This is a genomic window from Mycobacterium sp., from assembly GCF_965277065.1.
Classification (GTDB): domain Bacteria; phylum Actinomycetota; class Actinomycetes; order Mycobacteriales; family Mycobacteriaceae; genus Mycobacterium.
The window spans coordinates 258169-274932 of record NZ_CBDIBT010000018.1; the positions used below are offsets into that span (position 1 = coordinate 258169).

The following is a 16764-nucleotide window of genomic DNA, read 5'->3' on the forward strand; positions in this document are numbered from 1 at the left end:
GGCCCATGGAAACAACGGACGAAATGACCGGTTCGACGACCACGGAGTGGTCGCCTGAGTTGGCGACGGTTCTGACCGACGCGACCGGGCTCGCGCGCGGCGCCATCGTCGAGGGCAGCGGTGACGACACCGTGGGCGACTACCTCGGCGCTGCCTACGAAGACCCGGTCAGCGCCACCCATCGTTTCAAGGCCAACCTGCCCGGCTACCACGGCTGGCAGTGGGCGGTCGTGGTGGCCAGCTACCCAGGCGCCGACCATGCAACGGTCAGCGAGGTGGTGCTGGTTCCCGGGCCGGAGTCACTACTGGCACCGGAGTGGTTGCCCTGGGATCAGCGCGTCCAGCCCGGCGACCTGAGCCCCGGCGACCTGCTTGCGCCGTCGTCGGACGACCCGCGCCTGGTGCCCGGTTACCTGTCTTCCGGTGACCCGCAGGTCGACGAGACGGCTGCGGAGATCGGGCTGGGCCGCCGCCAGGTGATGAGCGCCTGGGGTCGCACCGAGGCGGCGCAACGCTGGCACGACGGCGAGCATGGCCCGCGCGCGCAGATGGCGCAGTCCACCAAACGGATCTGCCGCGATTGCGGTTTTTTCCTGCCATTGGCCGGTTCGCTCGGCGTGATGTTCGGGGTGTGCGGCAACGAGTTGTCGGCCGACGGTCATATCGTCGACATCGAATACGGCTGTGGCGCGCATTCCGACACGCCTGCTCCCGCGGGCAGCGGTTCGCCGATGTACGACCCCTTCGATGACGGTGTGCTCGACGTCAGCGAAAAATCCGCCGAGGTATTGGTCGACGTACCCGCCGCCGAGGAGCCCGCCACTGAGGTACCCCTCGAGGAGCCAGGCGAGGAACCCGCCGCCGAGGCGCCTACCGACGAGCCGGCGGTGCCCAGCTAACCGTTTTCGGCCGCGGCTTTGATCTTGGCCAGCGAGGCGTTCATTCCCTCGACGAGCTCGCGCTCGAAGCTGTCGGTTCCGCCCATGAGCGTGTTGACGGCCATATCGGAGATCGGCTTGACGCCGTTCTCGGCATGCCGGCTCTCGATCACCCGGGTGCCGCCGGGGATCGGCTGCAGCTCGTAGCTCCAGACGGTGTTGTTCAAGTTGACCCGGAACGCCAGCTTCTGGTCCGGCACCAACTCCAGGACGGTCGACGTCGTCGGCCAGACCAACAGGTTGCGACGGTTGAGGTTGAACGTCCGGCTGCCGGGACGGACTGCGCCCAGGGGTCGCATCCACCGGCACTGCGGACTCCACTGTGGCATCCGGCGGAAATCGCTGATCAACGCCCACACCGTCGTTGCGGGTGCGTCGATGTCGATCTGGGCTTGCAATAGCGGCGCTGCCATGGCCCGAACCTCCTAGCTCGTGGGCGTCGTGGTGAGCCCGGTTTGGGCACCGCGCGCGCCCCGGCGGGCAGCCGCGCGCTGCCACAGGAAAATGGACGTGCCCAGGACGCCGACCGCCAGCCCGGCCAGCGTCATCGGTCGCCAGGTAGTCAGGGCCGGCACGAGGAATGCGGCTACCGCGGCGATCAGCCAGGCCAGCGCGCCGATCGCGATGATCGGCCACGGATCCAGCAACACAGCAGGTAGCGGTGGCGGCTCGATGGTCTTGCCAGGCTCGTCAGACATCGAGATCAACTTATCCTGTGAAACCCCGTCTGGGTGATTCGATGTTGACGCTGGAGCGTTCTGTCGTAACGTTCGCGTGTGATCGATCGCGATAGCCGACTGGCCAGCGACCTGTCGTTGGCGGTGATGCGACTCTCCCGCCAGCTGCGGTTCCGCCGGCCGCAGTCCCCGGTGTCGCTGTCGCAACTCTCGGCCCTGGCGACGTTGGCGAACTTCGGCCCGATGACCCCGGGCGCCTTGGCGATCAGGGAGCGGGTTCGCCCGCCGTCGATGACCCGGGTGATCGCTTCATTGGCCGAGCTCGGATTCGTGGACCGCGTTGCGCACCCCGACGATGGCCGGCAGGTGCTGGTGTCGGTGTCCGCCGCCGGCTCCGAGTTGATGGAAGCCGAGCGCCGGGCGAGTCAGGAGTGGCTCACGCAACGACTGGAGACGCTGGGAGGTTCCGAGCGTGACACGCTGCGGGTGGCCGCCGACTTGATGCTTGCCTTGGTCGACGAAAGCCCTTGAGCACGAACGATTCTGTGGTCGTCTGCGACATCGACGATCCCGAAGACGCGCGGCTGGACAACTTCCGCGACCTCAACAGCATCGATCGGCGTCCCGATCTGCCCAGCGGCAAAGGCCTGGTGATCGCCGAAGGCGTGCTGGTCGTGCAGCGGATGCTGGCCTCGTCGTTCACGCCCCTGGCCTTTCTCGGCACCGACCGCAGACTCACCGAACTCAAAGCGGACTTGAACGGCAATTCAGCTCCGTACTACCGGGTTTCGGCCGAGGTCATGGCCGAAGCAATCGGCTTTCATCTCAACCGCGGCGTGCTCGCCGCGGCGCGTCGCGAACCCGAGCGGACCGTCGCCGACGTGGTCGAGGGCGCCACAACCGTTGCGGTGCTCGAGGGCGTCAACGATCACGAGAATCTAGGCGCCATCTTCCGTAACGCGGCCGGGCTGGACGTCGACGCCGTGGTGTTCGGCGGCGGCTGCGCCGACCCGTTGTACCGGCGCGCGGTGCGTGTCTCCATGGGCCATGCCCTGCTGGTGCCATTCGCCCGGGCCGGCGACTGGCCGGCTGAGCTCAACACGTTGCAGCAGAGCGGTTTTCGGTTGCTGGCGATGACCCCCGGCGCTAATGCGAAAACGTTGCCGCAGGCGATGGCCGACGTGCACGGCGAGCGGGTCGCCATTCTGGTCGGCGCAGAGGGGCCAGGCCTGAGCTATGCCGCGATGAAGGCGAGCGATCTACGAGTGCGGATCCCGATGTCACGCGGCACCGATTCGCTCAACGTCGCGACCGCCGCGGCGCTGGCGTTCTACGAGCGGGCTAGAGCTAGGCTCGACTGATGGCCGACGAATCCACGCCCTGGGCAACGGGTTTGACCGTTGCGGGATTCGTCGCCGCGGTGTCTGCGGTTGCCGTGGTCGTGCTGAGTTTGGGCCTGATCCGGGTGCATCCGCTGCTCGCCGTCGGGCTGAATGTCGTTGCGGCCGGGGGGCTGGCGCCCACGCTGTGGGGCTGGCGACGCACGCCGGTGCTGCGCTGGCTGGTGCTCGGCGGCGGAGTGGGTGTGGCGGGCGCTTGGTTGGCCCTGGTGGTGATGGCGCTCTAGCGCTGCCCGCTGGAGCGGACGCCCAGCAGCACGTCTTCCCATGCCGGCACCGCCGGCTTGCCGCGACGGGCGCGGGGCTGCTCGGCCTTGGGCTCGGGGCCTTCCGGGACGCCGGGCGCGACGACCGGGACGGCAGTGCGTGCTCCGGCAGGTGCCTCCGGTTCGTCGAAATCGAGCTGGGCCAACGGCGCGACCGGTCGCAGTAGCGGGCGGTCGAAGTTGGGATCGATCAGCTCACTGGCCGCGTCATCGACCGCGGTGACGGTTCCGCCGTGCGAACCGGGGCAGAACCGGAAGTGCGCGAGGTTGTCGGAGCGACCGGCCTTCCAGCCGAGCTGAACGGTCCAGCGGCCGTCTTCGTTGCGCCATGCGTCCCAGGTGACGCTGTCCGGGTTCAGGCCACGCGCTACCAGCGACGAGGTGACGCTCTCCAGCAGCGTCAGCACCGCCGGGCCGTCCCCGAGAACGGGATGGGCGGCGGTTGCCAGCTCGGCTGCGCGCGACCGCTCCAAGAGCACCGGGTGGGCGAACCGCTCGACCCGCTCGATGTCTACGCCGGCGGCCGTCGCGAGCTGCTCGACGGATGCTCCGGCGCGGATGCGGGCCTGAATCTCCCTGGGACTCAACATGTTGGTGACCTCGATGTCGATGTGGGTCTGATTCACCCGGGCTCCGTCGCCGCGCACGGCCGCGCGCAATCGGTCGTCGACGCGGATCTTGTACATGTCTGCGGGGTCGTCGCCCTCGCAGATGAGGTGTTTGCCGTCGAGATCGAGTCCGACGATCTTGAGTTCCCGCATGGTGTCTCCTCGCAGGTTCCTCGCAGACCAGCGCGCCAGGCCTGTCACGGCGCACTGTAACTCAGGCGGCGGCCGCGACCCCGGTGGACACGCGGTAACACCTGGGCTTTTTCCCGGGGGACGCTAAATTCGCGCGACGACCCAGTCGATGCAATCGGTCAGCGCGCTGACGTCGTCCGGCTCGACGGCCGGGAACATCGCGACCCGCAACTGATTGCGCCCGAGTTTGCGGTACGGCTCGACATCGACGATGCCGTTGGCGCGCAGCACCTTAGCGACCGCCGCGGCGTCGACATCGTCGTTGAAGTCGATGGTGCCGACCACCTGGGAACGTAGCTTGGGGTCTGCGACGAACGGCGTGGTGAACGCCCGGTCGGCCGCCCAGCTGTACAGCCGGCCCGAGGAGTCGGCGGTCCGCTTGACCGCCCAGTCCAGCCCGCCGTTGCGGTTGAGCCAGTCGATCTGCTCGGCCAGCAACACCAGCGTCGCGATGGCCGGGGTGTTGTACGTCTGGTTCTTGAGGCTGTTCTCCACGGCGATCGGCAGCGACAAGAAGTCGGGCACCCAGCGGTTCGACGCCGCGATCGCCTCGATCCGGCCGAGCGCAGCCGGGCTCAAAATCGCCAGCCACAGGCCACCGTCGGCAGCGAAGTTCTTCTGCGGCGCGAAGTAGTAGGCGTCGGTGTCGGCGATATCGACCGGGAGTCCGCCGGCGCCCGAGGTGGCGTCGATGACGACCAGCGCATCGCCGGCGTCGCGCGGCCGGACCACGGGCACCGCAACACCCGTCGAGGTCTCGTTGTGCGCCCAGGCGATGACGTCGACAGACGGGTCACCCTGCGGATCGGGCGCGCTGCCGGGATCGGCCTTGATGATGATCGGGTCCCCGATGAAGGGGTTCTTGGCCACCGAGGACGCGAACTTGGAGCTGAACTCGCCGTAGCTCAGGTGCAGCGACCGCTTGTCGATCAACCCGAACGCCGCGGCGTCCCAGAACGCCGTCGCGCCGCCGTTGCCTAGGATCACCTCGTAGCCGTCGGGCACCGAGAAGAATTCCTGCAGCCCGGTGCGTACGCGGCCGACCAGGTCCTTGACCGGCGCTTGACGGTGCGACGTACCGAAAAGCGCGGCGGCGCTGGTGGAAAGGGCCTGCAGCTGTTCGGGCCGGACCTTGGAGGGGCCGGATCCGAATCGTCCGTCGCCGGGTTTGATGTTGTCGGGGATCGTGAGCTGGTCAGCCATGTTCACCAGGTTAGTGACCTCGCCGAGACCTCCACTCAGCCGGTCGGACATCGGCCTGAGATGTGATTGGGGTCACAGTGCACACCTGTTCACGGATGAAGCACAGTGGTCATTCGGGGTCTAGTAAGTTCCCGATACCTTGGGTACTGTGTTGGACATTGCACGACCAAATGTAAACCTCGTTGGGGAGGCCCGGGCATGGCTCAGACTGACACCACTGAAAAGCGGGCACGGACCAAGATCATCCGCCGCTGGCGTCGCAACATGGACGTCCAGGACGACCTCGAGTACGTGGAGATGCTGAACACACTGTCCGAGGGGTCGGTGCGTCGCAACTTCAATCCCTACACCGACATCGACTGGAAGTCACCGGAGTTCGCGGTCGTCGACAACGACCCGCGCTGGATCCTTCCGAAGACCGACCCGCTGGGCCGGCACTCCTGGTATCAGTCGCAGCCCCGGGACCGTCAGATCGAGATCGGCATGTGGCGTCAGGCCAACGTGGCCAAGGTCGGTCTGCACTTCGAGTCGATCCTGATCCGTGGCCTGATGGAATACGCGTTCTGGGTGCCCAACGGGTCGCCGGAATACCGGTACTGCCTGCACGAGGCGGTCGAAGAGTGCAACCACACCATGATGTTCCAGGAGATGGTCAACCACATCGGTCGCGACGTTCCCGGAATGCCGCGACTGCTCAAGTGGATCCAGCCTTATATCCCACTGGTCGCCGGTCCGCTGCCGATCCCGTTCTGGTTCGGCATCCTTGCCGGCGAAGAGCCGATCGATCACACCCAGAAGAACGTGCTGCGTGAGGGTAAAGAATTGCACCCGATCATGGAGCGGGTGATGGCGATCCACGTGGCCGAGGAGGCCCGCCACATCTCGTTCGCCCACGAGTACCTGCGCAAGCGCGTACCGGACCTGCCGCGCCGCAAGCGTTTCTGGCTCTCGCTATACGTGCCGCTTACCATGCGTGTCTTGTGTTCGGCGATCGTGGTGCCGCCCAAGGCTTTCTGGAAAGAGTTCGACATCCCGCGCCAAGTGCGCAAAGAGGTGTTCTTCTCCTCACCGGAATCACGCCAGATGCTGCGCGACATGTTCGGTGACGTCCGGATGCTGTGCCGCGACACGGGTTTGATGAACCCGCTGGCCCGGCTGATCTGGAAGATCTGCAAGATCGACGGCAAGCCGTCGCGCTACCGCAGCGAGCCGCAGCGCGAGCACCTGACGGTTGCTGCGTAAATCAGATGCCGCACGTCATCACCCAGTCGTGCTGTAGCGACGGGTCCTGTGTTTACGCCTGCCCGGTGAACTGTATCCATCCATCGCCGGACGAGCCGGAATTCGCTTCCGCTGAAATGCTGTACATCGATCCGGTGGCGTGTGTGGACTGTGGTGCGTGCGTCAGCGCGTGCCCGGTGGGAGCGATTGCCCCTGACTCTCGGTTGACGACGGAGCAGTTGCCGTTCATCGCACTCAACGCTAGTTTCTATCCGGATCGCCCGGCCGGCGAGAAGCTGCCGCCGACCTCCAAACTGGCGCCGGTGATCCCCGCACCGGAAGTGCACGGCAAGCACAGCGGTCCGTTGACCGTGGCGATCGTAGGATCCGGCCCGGCCGCCATGTATGCCGCCGACGAACTACTGACCCAGCAGGGCGTGCGGGTCAACGTCTTTGAAAAGCTGCCCACCCCTTATGGATTGGTGCGCGCCGGGGTGGCACCTGACCATCAGACCACCAAGCGCGTCACCAAGCTCTTCGACCAGATCGCGCGCCGTCGCGAATTCCGGTTCTTCCTCAACGTCGAGGTCGGCGACCAGCTCAGCCACGACGACGTTCTGGCACATCATCACGCCGTCATCTACGCGGTCGGCGCGCCCAACGACCGCCGGCTGGACATCGAGGGAATGGATATGCCCGGCACCGGTACCGCCACCGAGTTTGTGGCGTGGATCAACGGGCATCCCGATTTCGTCGATCTGCCAGTCGATCTCAGCCACGAGCGGGTGATCGTTGTCGGGAACGGCAACGTTGCGCTGGACGTCGCCCGCGTAGTGACCTCCGATACGGACGAGCTGGCTCACACCGACATCTCCGACCATGCGCTGGCCGCTCTTCGTGAGTCGCGGGTGCGCGAGGTCGTCATCGCCGCCCGGCGCGGGCCCGAGCACTCGGCGTTCACGTTGCCCGAGCTGATCGGGCTGACCACCACGGCGGAAGTCGTTCTCGCCGAGGCTGATCGGGAAGCGGTGCTGCGCAACCTCGCCACCGTCACCGACACCGTGACGAGACAGAAGCTGGAAGTTCTGAGCCATCTCGGTGACGCATCCGTCCCCGTGGGCCCGGCGTCTTGGCCGCGGATCCGGCTGGCCTACAACCTGACGCCGCACCGGGTGCTGGGACGGCAGCACACCAGCGGGATGGAATTCGGGGTTACCGGCACCGACGACGTGCAGACCATCGATGCCGGCCTCGTGCTGACGTCAATCGGCTACCACGGCAAGGCAATCAAAGACCTGCCGTTCGATGATGAGGCGGGTGTGGTGCCCAACGACGGCGGCCGCGTCATGCACGCCGACGCCGACAGGCCAGTGGATGGCGCCTACGTCGCGGGGTGGATCAAGCGCGGGCCCACCGGGTTCATCGGCACCAACAAATCCTGCGCGGCACAGACCGTGCAGCGTCTGGTCGACGACTACAACGCCGGCCTGTTGCGCGACCCGATCGGCAAACCGGCGGCGCTGGACAAGCTAGTGCGGCAGCGTCAGCCCAAGGTTGTCGACGCCAACGGCTGGCGCGCCATCGACGCCGCCGAGATGGCGCGAGGCGAGCTCGCCGACCGGCCGCGCAACAAGTTCACCTCGATCGCCGAGATGCTCGATGCCGCGTCGTCGGCGCCGACGCCGTCGCTGCGGCACCGGGTGGTCGACCGGCTGCGGGAACTGGCCGACCTCGCTTAATACGGCGCTGAAACGTGCGGCACGCCGCCGGAGAAGCGCGAAAACTCGCGTCGCCGGTCACAGAATCGCCGCGTGCAGGGTGCTTGCGATCCAGGCCTCAAACCTCTGCAGTGTGTAGCCGGCGTCGGACACCATCAGGTCGTAGGCGGCTGGACTGGCAATTGCCCAGGCGGTGTCAACCGCGTCTTCTCGCCGAAGTCGCATCGCCTCGTCGGGAATCGTCGCCAGCAGGGCCGTCATCGTCGCTTTGCGCAGGGTCTGGAGTTGGTGCCATTCCTGGGCGATGGCGGGATCGACCGCCGCGCCATCGCGGTAGGCCCGCCACGCCAGTGCTGAACGCCGGGCAACGCCACAGAACAATGCCGCGATCTGACTAAGGGTTCCCGCCGGGGTGTCGGGGCGCAGCTGGGAGGCGAAGTGATCTCCCGAGGGCGATGCCCCCGGCGCCAGCGTGGCGTCCAGGTAGGCACGTAGCAGCGCACGTTTGCTACCCCAGGCCAGGTACAGCGTTTGCACGGTGACCCCGGCGCCCGCGGCGATCCGACTTACCGTCGCCGCGACGTACCCGACGGCTTCGAACTCATCGGCGGCTGCGGCCAGAAGCAACCGGCGAGTTTCCGCTCGAGAGGCCGCACCGGCCTCGCGCAACCGAGTGGTGTTGCGTGGCGGCGTGCTGTCCATACGCGAGAGTCTATCCCAGCACATTTGAGTGCTACTCTAACGTTATTGAGCGCCACTCAAATAACAACGTCTGGGAGGTTCGCAATGGACTCGTATCCGATCTACGACCGCCCGTGGCGGCGGCCCGGCGCGGCCCGCTATTCCGCAGCGCGGATCCGCGGGATCCGTCGGCCGCCGGTGCATGTGTCTCCGCCGCCCCCCGATGTGGTGACCGACCACGATGTCGCGGTGCCGGTCCGCGACGGGGTCGTGTTGCGCGCTAACGTCTACCGTCCGTCCGGTGAGGGACCGTTTCCCGTCATTCTCTCGGCCCATCCATATGGCAAGGACGACGTGCCCAAACGCAAGTGGGGACGGTGGAGCTTCAGCCCGCAGTACCGCATCATGCGGCAGCCCAGTCCCGTCGAGTTCTCCGCTCTGACCACCTGGGAAGCACCCGATCCGGTCTGGTGGTTGAGCCACGGCTACGCGGTGATCAATGCCGACGTACGTGGTGCTGGCACCTCAGAAGGTGTGGGCGCGTTGATGTCTGACCAAGAAGGCCAAGACGTCTACGACATCATCGAGTGGGCTGCCCGGCAGCCCTGGTCCAACGGCAACGTCGGCATGCTCGGGGTTTCCTATCTGGCGATGTCGCAGTTCAAGGCGGCCGCGCTGCACCCGCCGAGCCTCAAGGCGATCTGCCCATGGGAAGGAATGACCGACGCCTATCGGGATCTGTTCAACCCGGGAGGCATCGTCGAAAACGGCTTTTCCCGCATCTGGCAGACGGCGGTCAAGCGCGCGATGAGGACCAACGAGGACATCGGCGCGCAGCGCAAGACCCACCCCCTGCGGGATGACTGGTGGCAATCGTTGGTGCCGGATCTTTCCAAGATCGAGGTGCCGATGCTTGTCTGCGGGAGCTTCTCGGACAACAACTTGCACAGCCGTGGATCCTTCCGGGCATTCGAAAAGGTCGGTTCCACAGACAAATTCGTTTACACCCACCGCGGCGGCAAATGGGCGACCTTCTACGGCGACGACGCGTTGCAGGCCCAACTTCGCTTCTTCGACCGGTACGTCAAAGGCCGCGACGTGCCCAAGCCGCCAGTGGTCCGCCTCGAGATCCGCGAGCGGCGCGACGTGATCGCCGAGATCCGTTCCGAACATGAATGGCCCCTGCGGCGCACCGACTGGCGCGATCTCTACCTCTCCGACAACGGAGTCCTTGTGACTACGCCGGCGCCCGTCGATGCTTCCGTGACTTTCCGCACCCGGCGTCACGCCGCGGCGTTCTCCTTCCCGGTCGACGGTGATCTCGAGCTGACGGGCCCGATGAGCCTGAGTCTATGGCTGTCGGTCGACGGCGCCGACGACGTCGGATTGTTCGTCGGTGTCGAGAAATGGGTTGCCAAACAATGGATTTCGTTCGAGGGGTCATACGGTTACGGTCGAGACCGCGTCACGATGGGCTGGCAACGTGCATCCCTGCGGGAACTCGATCCAGAGCGGTCCACCATCAATGAGCCGGTGCACACCTTCGCTACGCCTCAACCGCTCGCGCCCGGAGAGATCGTCCCCGTCCACTTGGCGTTAGGCCCCTCTGCCACCGCGTTCCACAGCGGCGAGCACGTCCGCCTCACCGTCGCAGGCCGACCGCTCGCCCCACGCAACCCGCTTTATGGCGCCTTCCCGGCCTCATACGTCCCGACACCACGCGCGCGATGCACCTTGCACTGGGGACCCGACCGACCCGCACGACTCCGCGTCCCGGTAATCCCGCGCTAACCGCGACCAGCGCGGCACCGGCCGTCAGGTGAAGCCGATTGTGTGCCACCGACTCCGCGTGGTATCAGGCCGTATGAACGCCGTCCCAGCCCTCGACGGACTCGGGGCTCCGCGGCGCCGGGCCGACGTAGATGGCCGCCGGGCGGACCAGCTTGCCCAGCCGCTTCTGCTCGAGGATGTGCGCACACCATCCGGCGGTGCGGCCGCAGGTGAACATGGCCGGCATCATCCGGGCCGGCACCTGGGCGAAGTCCAGGATCACCGCCGCCCAGAACTCGACATTGGTTTCGATGGCCCGATCCGGCCGCCGCTCGCGCAGCTCCGCCAGGGCAGCCTGCTCGACGGCCGCCGCCACCTCATAGCGTGGTGCGCCGAGTCGCTCGGCGGTCGCTCGCAGGACGCGGGCCCGCGGGTCTTCGGCGCGGTACACCCGGTGCCCGAAGCCCATCAGCTTCTCGCGGCGGTCCAGGATTCCCTTGACCAGGCCGCGCGCGTCACCGGTGCGTTCGACCTCTTCGAGCATCGGCAGCACGCGAGCCGGCGCACCGCCGTGCAGCGGACCGCTCATCGCACCGACGGCCCCCGACAACGACGCGGCGACGTCGGCGCCGGTCGAGGCGATCACACGCGCGGTGAACGTCGACGCGTTCATGCCGTGCTCGGCGGCCGACACCCAGTAGGCGTCGACGGCCTCGACGTGCTTGGGGTCCGGCTCGCCCTGCCACCGCGTCATGAAACGCGCTGTGACGGTTGAGCATTCGTCGACAACGCGCTGCGGAACGGCGGGCTGGTAGATGCCGCGGGCCGACTGCGCGACGTAGGACAGCGCCATCACCGATGAGCGGGCCAACTGATCGCGGGCGGTGGCTTCGTCGATGTCGAGTAGCGGCTGGAAACCCCAGATCGGGGCCAGCATCGCCAGGCCGGCCTGCACGTCGACCCGCACATCGCCGCTGTGGATCGGCAGCGGAAACGGCTCGGCGGGCGGCAGTCCGTCGCCGAATTTTCCGTCCACCAGCAAAGCCCAGACATCGCCGAATGTGACGTGCTGCCTGACCAGGTCTTCGATGTCAACACCGCGGTAGCGCAGGGCGCCGCCGTCTTTGTCGGGCTCGGCGATCTCGGTGGTGAATGCCACCACGCCTTCGAGTCCGGCAACGAAATTCTCCGGGATCTTGTCCGAGATGACAGTCATGGCCAAATTCTCCCACGCGGTCGCGGGCCGGTTGCTACCGGTCGGTAACCTGCGTGGGGACGCTGCCTGGGGTTTAGGGGAATCGCTCTCAGCATCCGGTGCTGGCTCGTAACGTGCGACGCGCCTCATGAAGGCGCGTCGGCGACAATCGGGTGATCCTCCGACGAAAAGCGTTGCGCGGCAGGGTATGGATGTTGTCGAAGTCTACGACGCAATCGCTAGGAACATGATCCTGGTCGACTGTCAGCCCCAGTTCGGAGACCAGCCACCATCCCGGGTGAGGACCATAAACGGTCGGTCGCCGCCAGGGGTCGCGGCAAACCACAGTTCACCCCTTCGCATCGGCACAGTCGCGCCACTCTTTGGCCAGGCCCCAATCGGCGATGTTGGCCAGCGACGTTTCTTCTGGGCTCAGCGGCTGTTCGGCGTAGGCGGGGACGTCGTGGTCCGCAGCGAGCTCGGCCAGATGCCGCCGTAGCGCGTCCCGCAACACTTCCGACCGATCCACTCCCAGTCGTTGCGCCCAATGCGCGGCCGCGGCAACATCCGCATCGTCCGCCCGGAACTCAGCACTGTCATACACGCGCGGTACGTCGCCAGACGTCCCCGCCGCGTTCCCGACTTGGCTCACATTGGCCCGCACTGTCACGGGCGTGCTGTTGAGGAGTTGGCGTCGCGGGTGTGCGCCGGTGTCCACGACGCGGTATGCAGCGGGGCATAGTTAACGAGTTACTGAATGCCGCAACGTGTTTGGGCATCGATACATTGGCCGTGCTGACCGGCCCGGCCAACCACGCTAGTTGTTGGTCGGTGGTGGTTGGGGTTGGAAGGGGTCATACCACCACCAGTCGGCGCGCTCGCCGGTAGGTCCCGGGCAGGGCGCCACCTTGGGTGGGGGTTGGGTTGGTGGGCGCGCCAGCGATCCCGGGCTCAATGGTCGGTCGGCGTTGTCGGTGACGATGAGCGCGTCTGCGGGTCCGGTGATGGTGATGACCCCGCGATGGTGCAACCGGTGATGATAAGGGCATAGCAGCACCAGGTTGGCCAACTCGGTCGGGCCGCCGTCTTCCCAGTGCCGGAGATGATGGGCGTGCAGACCACGGGTGGCATCACAGCCAGGAACCGCGCACATACGGTCGCGATACTCCAGTGCGCGGCGCAGCCGCCGGTTGATCAGCCGGGTCGCCCGGCCGGCCCCGATGACCTGGCCGTGTCGTTCGAACCAGACTTCACACGTGGCATCACAGGTCAGGTAGCGGCGTTCGGCCTCGGGCAGCAGCGGACCCAGATGCAGTGCCGCAGAGCGCTGCTCAACGTCGAGGTGCACCACCACGGTGGTGCGCTGCCCGTGTGGGCGGCGGGTGGCCTCGGCGTCCCAGCCAGCCTCGACCAGGCGCATAAACGCCTCGGCGGCGCCCGGCAACGGCGGCCGCTGATCGGGGGCGCCCGCGCCATCGCCGTGATCGTGCTTCCACTCGGCGATCAGCGCATCACGATGAGAGGCCAAGGCGGCGTCGAACTTCGCGGCGTCATGGTGGCCAAGGGTGATCCGATAGCAGCTGCCCCGCTCGGTGCTGGTCGTGGTGATCGAGCGCTCGGGCTCTGGCCGAGGTTCGGGTTCGGGTCGCGGTTCTAGCTTGACCGCGGTGCGCAGCTGATTGACCGTGGCGCAGGCCGCCAGCTGCGCATAGTGCTCATCAGACCCCGCACCGGCCCGCGCCGCAATGACCCCGACCTGATCCAGCGACAACCGGCCCTCCCGCATCCCGGCCGTGCAGCGGGGAAACTCCGGCAGCCGGCCCGCGACAGTCGTGATCGTATGAGCGTTTCCCGAGGACCAGCCCAGCTTCCAGGCCACCAACGCCGCCACCGACCGCGCACCCGTAGCCCCGCACAGCTCGTCACGATCCAGCTCGGCGACGATCTCCACGATCCGCCCATCAATCGCGTTGCGCTGGCCCGCCAACTCCGCCAACTCCTCGAACAACACCTCAACACGCTGCGCAGGGCTCACCGCCAAAGCGTCAGTGGATGTGATCGAAGACATGACGCCATCATGGCAGCCACTACCGACAAATCCCGGCCACCCGATTTCAGCAGCTGAACGCGGGTAGCGTTGGCGCGATGGCGGGACCAGACAACGAGCACCTGGCGGCAATGCGTAAGGAGTACGGCTCCAAGGAGCGTGACGGCAGCCCGGACCTCGGCGTCGACTGGCTCGATGACGGGTGGCTTGCGTTGTTGCGCAGATGGATTGGCGAGGCACAAGACGGTGGCGTCGCCGAACCCAACGCGATGGTGTTGGCCACCGTAGAGTCGGGACGGCCGGTCAGCCGGTCGGTGCTGTGCAAGGGCGTCGACGACGACGGCATCGTCTTCTTCTCGAACTACGACTCGGCCAAGGGCGAACAACTGGCACAGACGCCGTACGCCTCGGCGACCTTTCCGTGGTACCTGCTGAACCGGCAGTTCCACATCCGCGGACCGGTCACCAAGGTCGATCCGCACGCCACCGAGAACTACTGGAACAACCGGCCACGCGGCTCGCAGTTGGGCGCGTGGGCGTCACATCAGTCCGCGCCCATTGCGTCGCGCGCCGCGCTGGTCGATCAGTTGGCTGAGGTGACGGACCGCTTCGCCGACCACGAGCAGGTGCCGGTACCGCCGAACTGGGGTGGCTACCGCATCGCACCCGACGAGGTGGAATTCTGGCAAGGTCGAGAAGACCGGCTGCACAACCGAATTCGGGTGGTGGGCGGACGTATCGAGCGTTTGCAACCCTGAATCCCGACCGAACAGTGCCGGTCGGTGTGGCACCGCTTGTGCTACCTCGGGGCGATGAACGCAATCGGAGTCCGAGAACTACGGCAGCACGCATCGCGATACCTCGCACGCGTTGAAGCCGGCGTCACCAATAATGGACGGCTCGTGGCTCCACTCGTCCCTTTGCACGCTGGGGAACGTTCTCGCCAGCTTGCGCTCTCTCGACGCGATCACCTTCCCGGCGGCAGCCCTGATCAAGCGCGAACTGACCGCGTTCTCACTTACGACCACCGCCTATTGGACGGCTGCCGCGACGTTGGTCTCGCCACAGCGTCACCCGGGGTCGTTCGCGGAAAGGACGGACGATTTCTTTTCACATACGTCACTTTGAGCAACGTCCGGTAGTTCGTCCGGCGACAGCGTAGACAGTGTCTGGAAGTCCTCAGACTCTTTAGGAAAGGAGTCCGCGTGCCGGACCATTCGATAGGTCGCCTTCACATCACCAGCGCTGTTGCCATCGCAGGTGCCGGCCTGATCACCGTGGCGCCCCTGCACCCACCCACCGATGTGCAGGTGCGCGCGATACAGCTCACCAGCGTTGACAACGCGGATTCTTCGCTCGGTGACGGCACCGCGTTGATCGTTGGCGGCAGCGGCTATCCGACACCGGGTCAAGGCTATGCGGACGCCTACGATGCGCTGTACCTGCACAATTTTCCCGGCACTTTGCAGTCCCTGACCACGCCTGAGTCGCTGTACCCGTTCACGCTCCCGTTCAGTGAGACACTCGACGCGTCGGCGGCTCAAGGGGCGCAGGACATCGTCAAGGCGGTCGACCATCTCATCGCCGCCGGCGGGGTCGACGCCGCCGATCCCGTCGTGGTCACCGGTTATTCTCAGGGTGCGCTGGACGACTCGCTGGCGATGTCGCTGCTCACTAAACAACTCGTGCCCAGCGACGACGTTCACTTCGTGTCGCTGGGTGATCCCAGCGCCCCCAACGGCGGCTTGCTGGAACGTTTCGATCTGCCGGCCGGTACGAATCCGGAGGCCCCGAGCCTGGGTCTGACGTTCAGCGGCGCAACGCCGTCCGATCTTTACCCGACTGACATCTACACCTACGAGTACGACGGCTTCGCCGACTTCCCGAAGTACCCGATCAACATCGTGTCCGACCTCAACGCCTACCTGGGCATTCTTTTCAACCACGTCGGGTATTTGGGCCTTACACCCGAGCAGGTCACACCGGTAGCCGACGGCGGCGACGCGATCCAACTGCCGACCTCAGCGGCCGACACCTTGACCGACTACTACCTGATCCCATCGGATAGCCTGCCGCTGCTGGACCCGCTGCGGTTGGTGCCCTTCGTCGGCAATCCGCTGGCCGACCTGCTGCAGCCGGACCTGAAGGTGCTGGTGAACCTCGGCTACGGCAGCATCGACAACGGTTTTTCGCCGGGCTACGCCGATGTGCCCACCACCTTGGGGTTCCTCCCGCCTCAAAGCGTCCTGGACCAGGTGCCCCAGGCCCTGATGAACGGCCTGCAGCAAGGACTACAAGACGCTTACAGAGACTTGACAACTTCCAGTAACTACCAGCTGGTCTCGCCAGAGACGACTGCAGCTGTCGGGCCGCTGCTGGGGACGATAACAGCCGGCGGGGATCTCAATGACCCGAGCGATCTCCCCAACTTGATCTCCGCGGAACTGAACGGTATCGAGAACTGGTTCACGCAGGGTGTCACCGAGTTGTCGTCGACCCACACTGGTATTCCGCTCATAGATATGGCCAGCACGGTCTTGTTCACCCTTCCTCAGATCGCCGAGAACATCTTCGAGACGGAGATGGCGGCCGGCGACCCCCTCGACGCGATCGGTGATCCCATCGCCCTCACCGTGGGGATCGCCCCGCTCGTACTGATCGGAGCGATCTTCTAGAGGTAAGGAGTTCGTGTGCAGGATCGTTGCGCGACGGGGACACTCGTTGAACGACCTATGCATCACCAGGTGAGCACGCCGACATCGGCATGCGCGCACTTTCCGCGGAGGTCGTGAATTCACCTCTCGACGGCGCCGCAGATTCAGGCCATGGCGTTGACAGCGATGCGCGC

General features: G+C 66.1%; 17 protein-coding genes and 2 pseudogenes. 10 read left to right on the top strand and 9 right to left on the bottom strand.

Going from position 1 to position 16764, the window contains the following annotated elements; genetic code table 11:
- The first annotated feature begins 5 nt into the window (after positions 1-5).
- Positions 6-899, top strand: a complete 894-nt coding sequence (locus ACQY5A_RS12730) for a DUF3027 domain-containing protein (protein ID WP_428340719.1) — start codon at positions 6-8, stop codon at positions 897-899.
- On the opposite strand, the gene ACQY5A_RS12735 is transcribed toward ACQY5A_RS12730, so the two are convergent.
- The gene (locus tag ACQY5A_RS12735; protein WP_428340720.1) at positions 896-1351 is read right to left on the bottom strand and encodes an SRPBCC family protein; all 456 of its coding nucleotides are present in this window, start codon (positions 1349-1351) and stop codon (positions 896-898) included. The two genes, ACQY5A_RS12730 and ACQY5A_RS12735, sit on opposite strands and share 4 nt — an antisense overlap.
- Positions 1352-1363: 12 nt before the next feature.
- Positions 1364-1636 carry a DUF2530 domain-containing protein gene (locus tag ACQY5A_RS12740; RefSeq protein WP_428340721.1) on the bottom strand — a complete coding sequence of 91 codons (273 nt, stop codon included), beginning with the start codon at positions 1634-1636 and terminating at the stop codon, positions 1364-1366.
- Between the two features lie 78 nt (positions 1637-1714).
- Between ACQY5A_RS12740 and ACQY5A_RS12745 the strand changes: the two genes are divergently transcribed.
- The 3 genes from ACQY5A_RS12745 to ACQY5A_RS12755 are packed head-to-tail and all read left to right on the top strand — an operon-like array spanning position 1715 to position 3242.
- A complete protein-coding gene (locus ACQY5A_RS12745; protein ID WP_428340722.1) occupies positions 1715-2146 on the top strand; it encodes a MarR family winged helix-turn-helix transcriptional regulator in 432 nt (143 codons plus the stop codon).
- Positions 2143-2976 (top strand): TrmH family RNA methyltransferase, encoded by an 834-nt coding sequence (locus tag ACQY5A_RS12750; RefSeq protein WP_428340723.1) that lies wholly within the window; start codon positions 2143-2145, stop codon positions 2974-2976. Before ACQY5A_RS12745 ends, ACQY5A_RS12750 begins: the two co-directional genes overlap by 4 nt.
- Complete coding sequence (locus ACQY5A_RS12755; RefSeq protein WP_428340724.1) at positions 2976-3242, top strand: DUF2537 domain-containing protein; 267 nt, start codon at positions 2976-2978, stop codon at positions 3240-3242. Before ACQY5A_RS12750 ends, ACQY5A_RS12755 begins: the two co-directional genes overlap by 1 nt.
- Here the strand turns inward: ACQY5A_RS12755 and sepH are convergent.
- Entirely contained in the window at positions 3239-4042 is an 804-nt protein-coding gene (gene sepH, locus ACQY5A_RS12760; RefSeq protein WP_428340725.1) for a septation protein SepH, read from the bottom strand. The genes ACQY5A_RS12755 and sepH overlap by 4 nt on opposite strands.
- 123 nt (positions 4043-4165) lie before the next feature.
- Complete coding sequence (gene serC, locus ACQY5A_RS12765) at positions 4166-5284, bottom strand: phosphoserine transaminase (protein WP_428340726.1); 1119 nt, start codon at positions 5282-5284, stop codon at positions 4166-4168.
- Between the two features lie 198 nt (positions 5285-5482).
- Between serC and ACQY5A_RS12770 the strand changes: the two genes are divergently transcribed.
- Together ACQY5A_RS12770 and ACQY5A_RS12775 are read left to right on the top strand one after the other, a co-directional pair.
- Entirely contained in the window at positions 5483-6526 is a 1044-nt protein-coding gene (locus ACQY5A_RS12770; RefSeq protein WP_428340727.1) for an AurF N-oxygenase family protein, read from the top strand.
- A 5-nt stretch (positions 6527-6531) separates the two neighbouring features.
- On the top strand, positions 6532-8244 hold the full coding sequence (locus tag ACQY5A_RS12775) for an FAD-dependent oxidoreductase (protein ID WP_428340728.1): 1713 nt from the start codon (positions 6532-6534) through the stop codon (positions 8242-8244).
- A gap of 57 nt (positions 8245-8301) precedes the next feature.
- Here ACQY5A_RS12775 and ACQY5A_RS12780 read toward each other — a convergent pair whose 3' ends face one another.
- Positions 8302-8925: a TetR/AcrR family transcriptional regulator gene (locus ACQY5A_RS12780; RefSeq protein ID WP_428340729.1), complete on the bottom strand. Its 624-nt coding sequence runs from the start codon at positions 8923-8925 to the stop codon at positions 8302-8304.
- An 84-nt stretch (positions 8926-9009) separates the two neighbouring features.
- Between ACQY5A_RS12780 and ACQY5A_RS12785 the strand changes: the two genes are divergently transcribed.
- Complete coding sequence (locus tag ACQY5A_RS12785) at positions 9010-10695, top strand: CocE/NonD family hydrolase (RefSeq protein WP_428340730.1); 1686 nt, start codon at positions 9010-9012, stop codon at positions 10693-10695.
- A 64-nt stretch (positions 10696-10759) separates the two neighbouring features.
- Here the strand turns inward: ACQY5A_RS12785 and ACQY5A_RS12790 are convergent, their stop codons facing one another.
- The 4 genes and pseudogenes from ACQY5A_RS12790 to ACQY5A_RS12805 form a co-directional block, all read right to left on the bottom strand.
- Positions 10760-11890, bottom strand: coding sequence for a citrate synthase 2 (locus ACQY5A_RS12790; RefSeq protein WP_428340731.1), 1131 nt, complete (start codon positions 11888-11890; stop codon positions 10760-10762).
- A gap of 88 nt (positions 11891-11978) precedes the next feature.
- A pseudogene (locus ACQY5A_RS12795) lies at positions 11979-12232 on the bottom strand (type II toxin-antitoxin system PemK/MazF family toxin).
- Positions 12219-12473: a ribbon-helix-helix protein, CopG family gene (locus ACQY5A_RS12800; protein ID WP_428340732.1), complete on the bottom strand. Its 255-nt coding sequence runs from the start codon at positions 12471-12473 to the stop codon at positions 12219-12221. Before ACQY5A_RS12800 ends, ACQY5A_RS12795 begins: the two are co-directional and overlap by 14 nt.
- 213 nt (positions 12474-12686) lie before the next feature.
- On the bottom strand, positions 12687-13937 hold the full coding sequence (locus tag ACQY5A_RS12805; protein ID WP_428340733.1) for an HNH endonuclease signature motif containing protein: 1251 nt from the start codon (positions 13935-13937) through the stop codon (positions 12687-12689).
- A 77-nt stretch (positions 13938-14014) separates the two neighbouring features.
- Between ACQY5A_RS12805 and pdxH the strand changes: the two genes are divergently transcribed.
- From pdxH to ACQY5A_RS12820, 3 genes and pseudogenes are all read left to right on the top strand, one after another.
- Positions 14015-14674: a pyridoxamine 5'-phosphate oxidase gene (gene pdxH, locus ACQY5A_RS12810; protein ID WP_428340734.1), complete on the top strand. Its 660-nt coding sequence runs from the start codon at positions 14015-14017 to the stop codon at positions 14672-14674.
- Between the two features lie 184 nt (positions 14675-14858).
- Positions 14859-15058, top strand: a pseudogene (locus ACQY5A_RS12815) (hypothetical protein); the annotation flags it as partial.
- A gap of 63 nt (positions 15059-15121) precedes the next feature.
- Positions 15122-16591, top strand: a complete 1470-nt coding sequence (locus tag ACQY5A_RS12820) for a PE-PPE domain-containing protein (protein ID WP_428340735.1) — start codon at positions 15122-15124, stop codon at positions 16589-16591.
- Positions 16592-16764 lie beyond the last annotated feature (173 nt).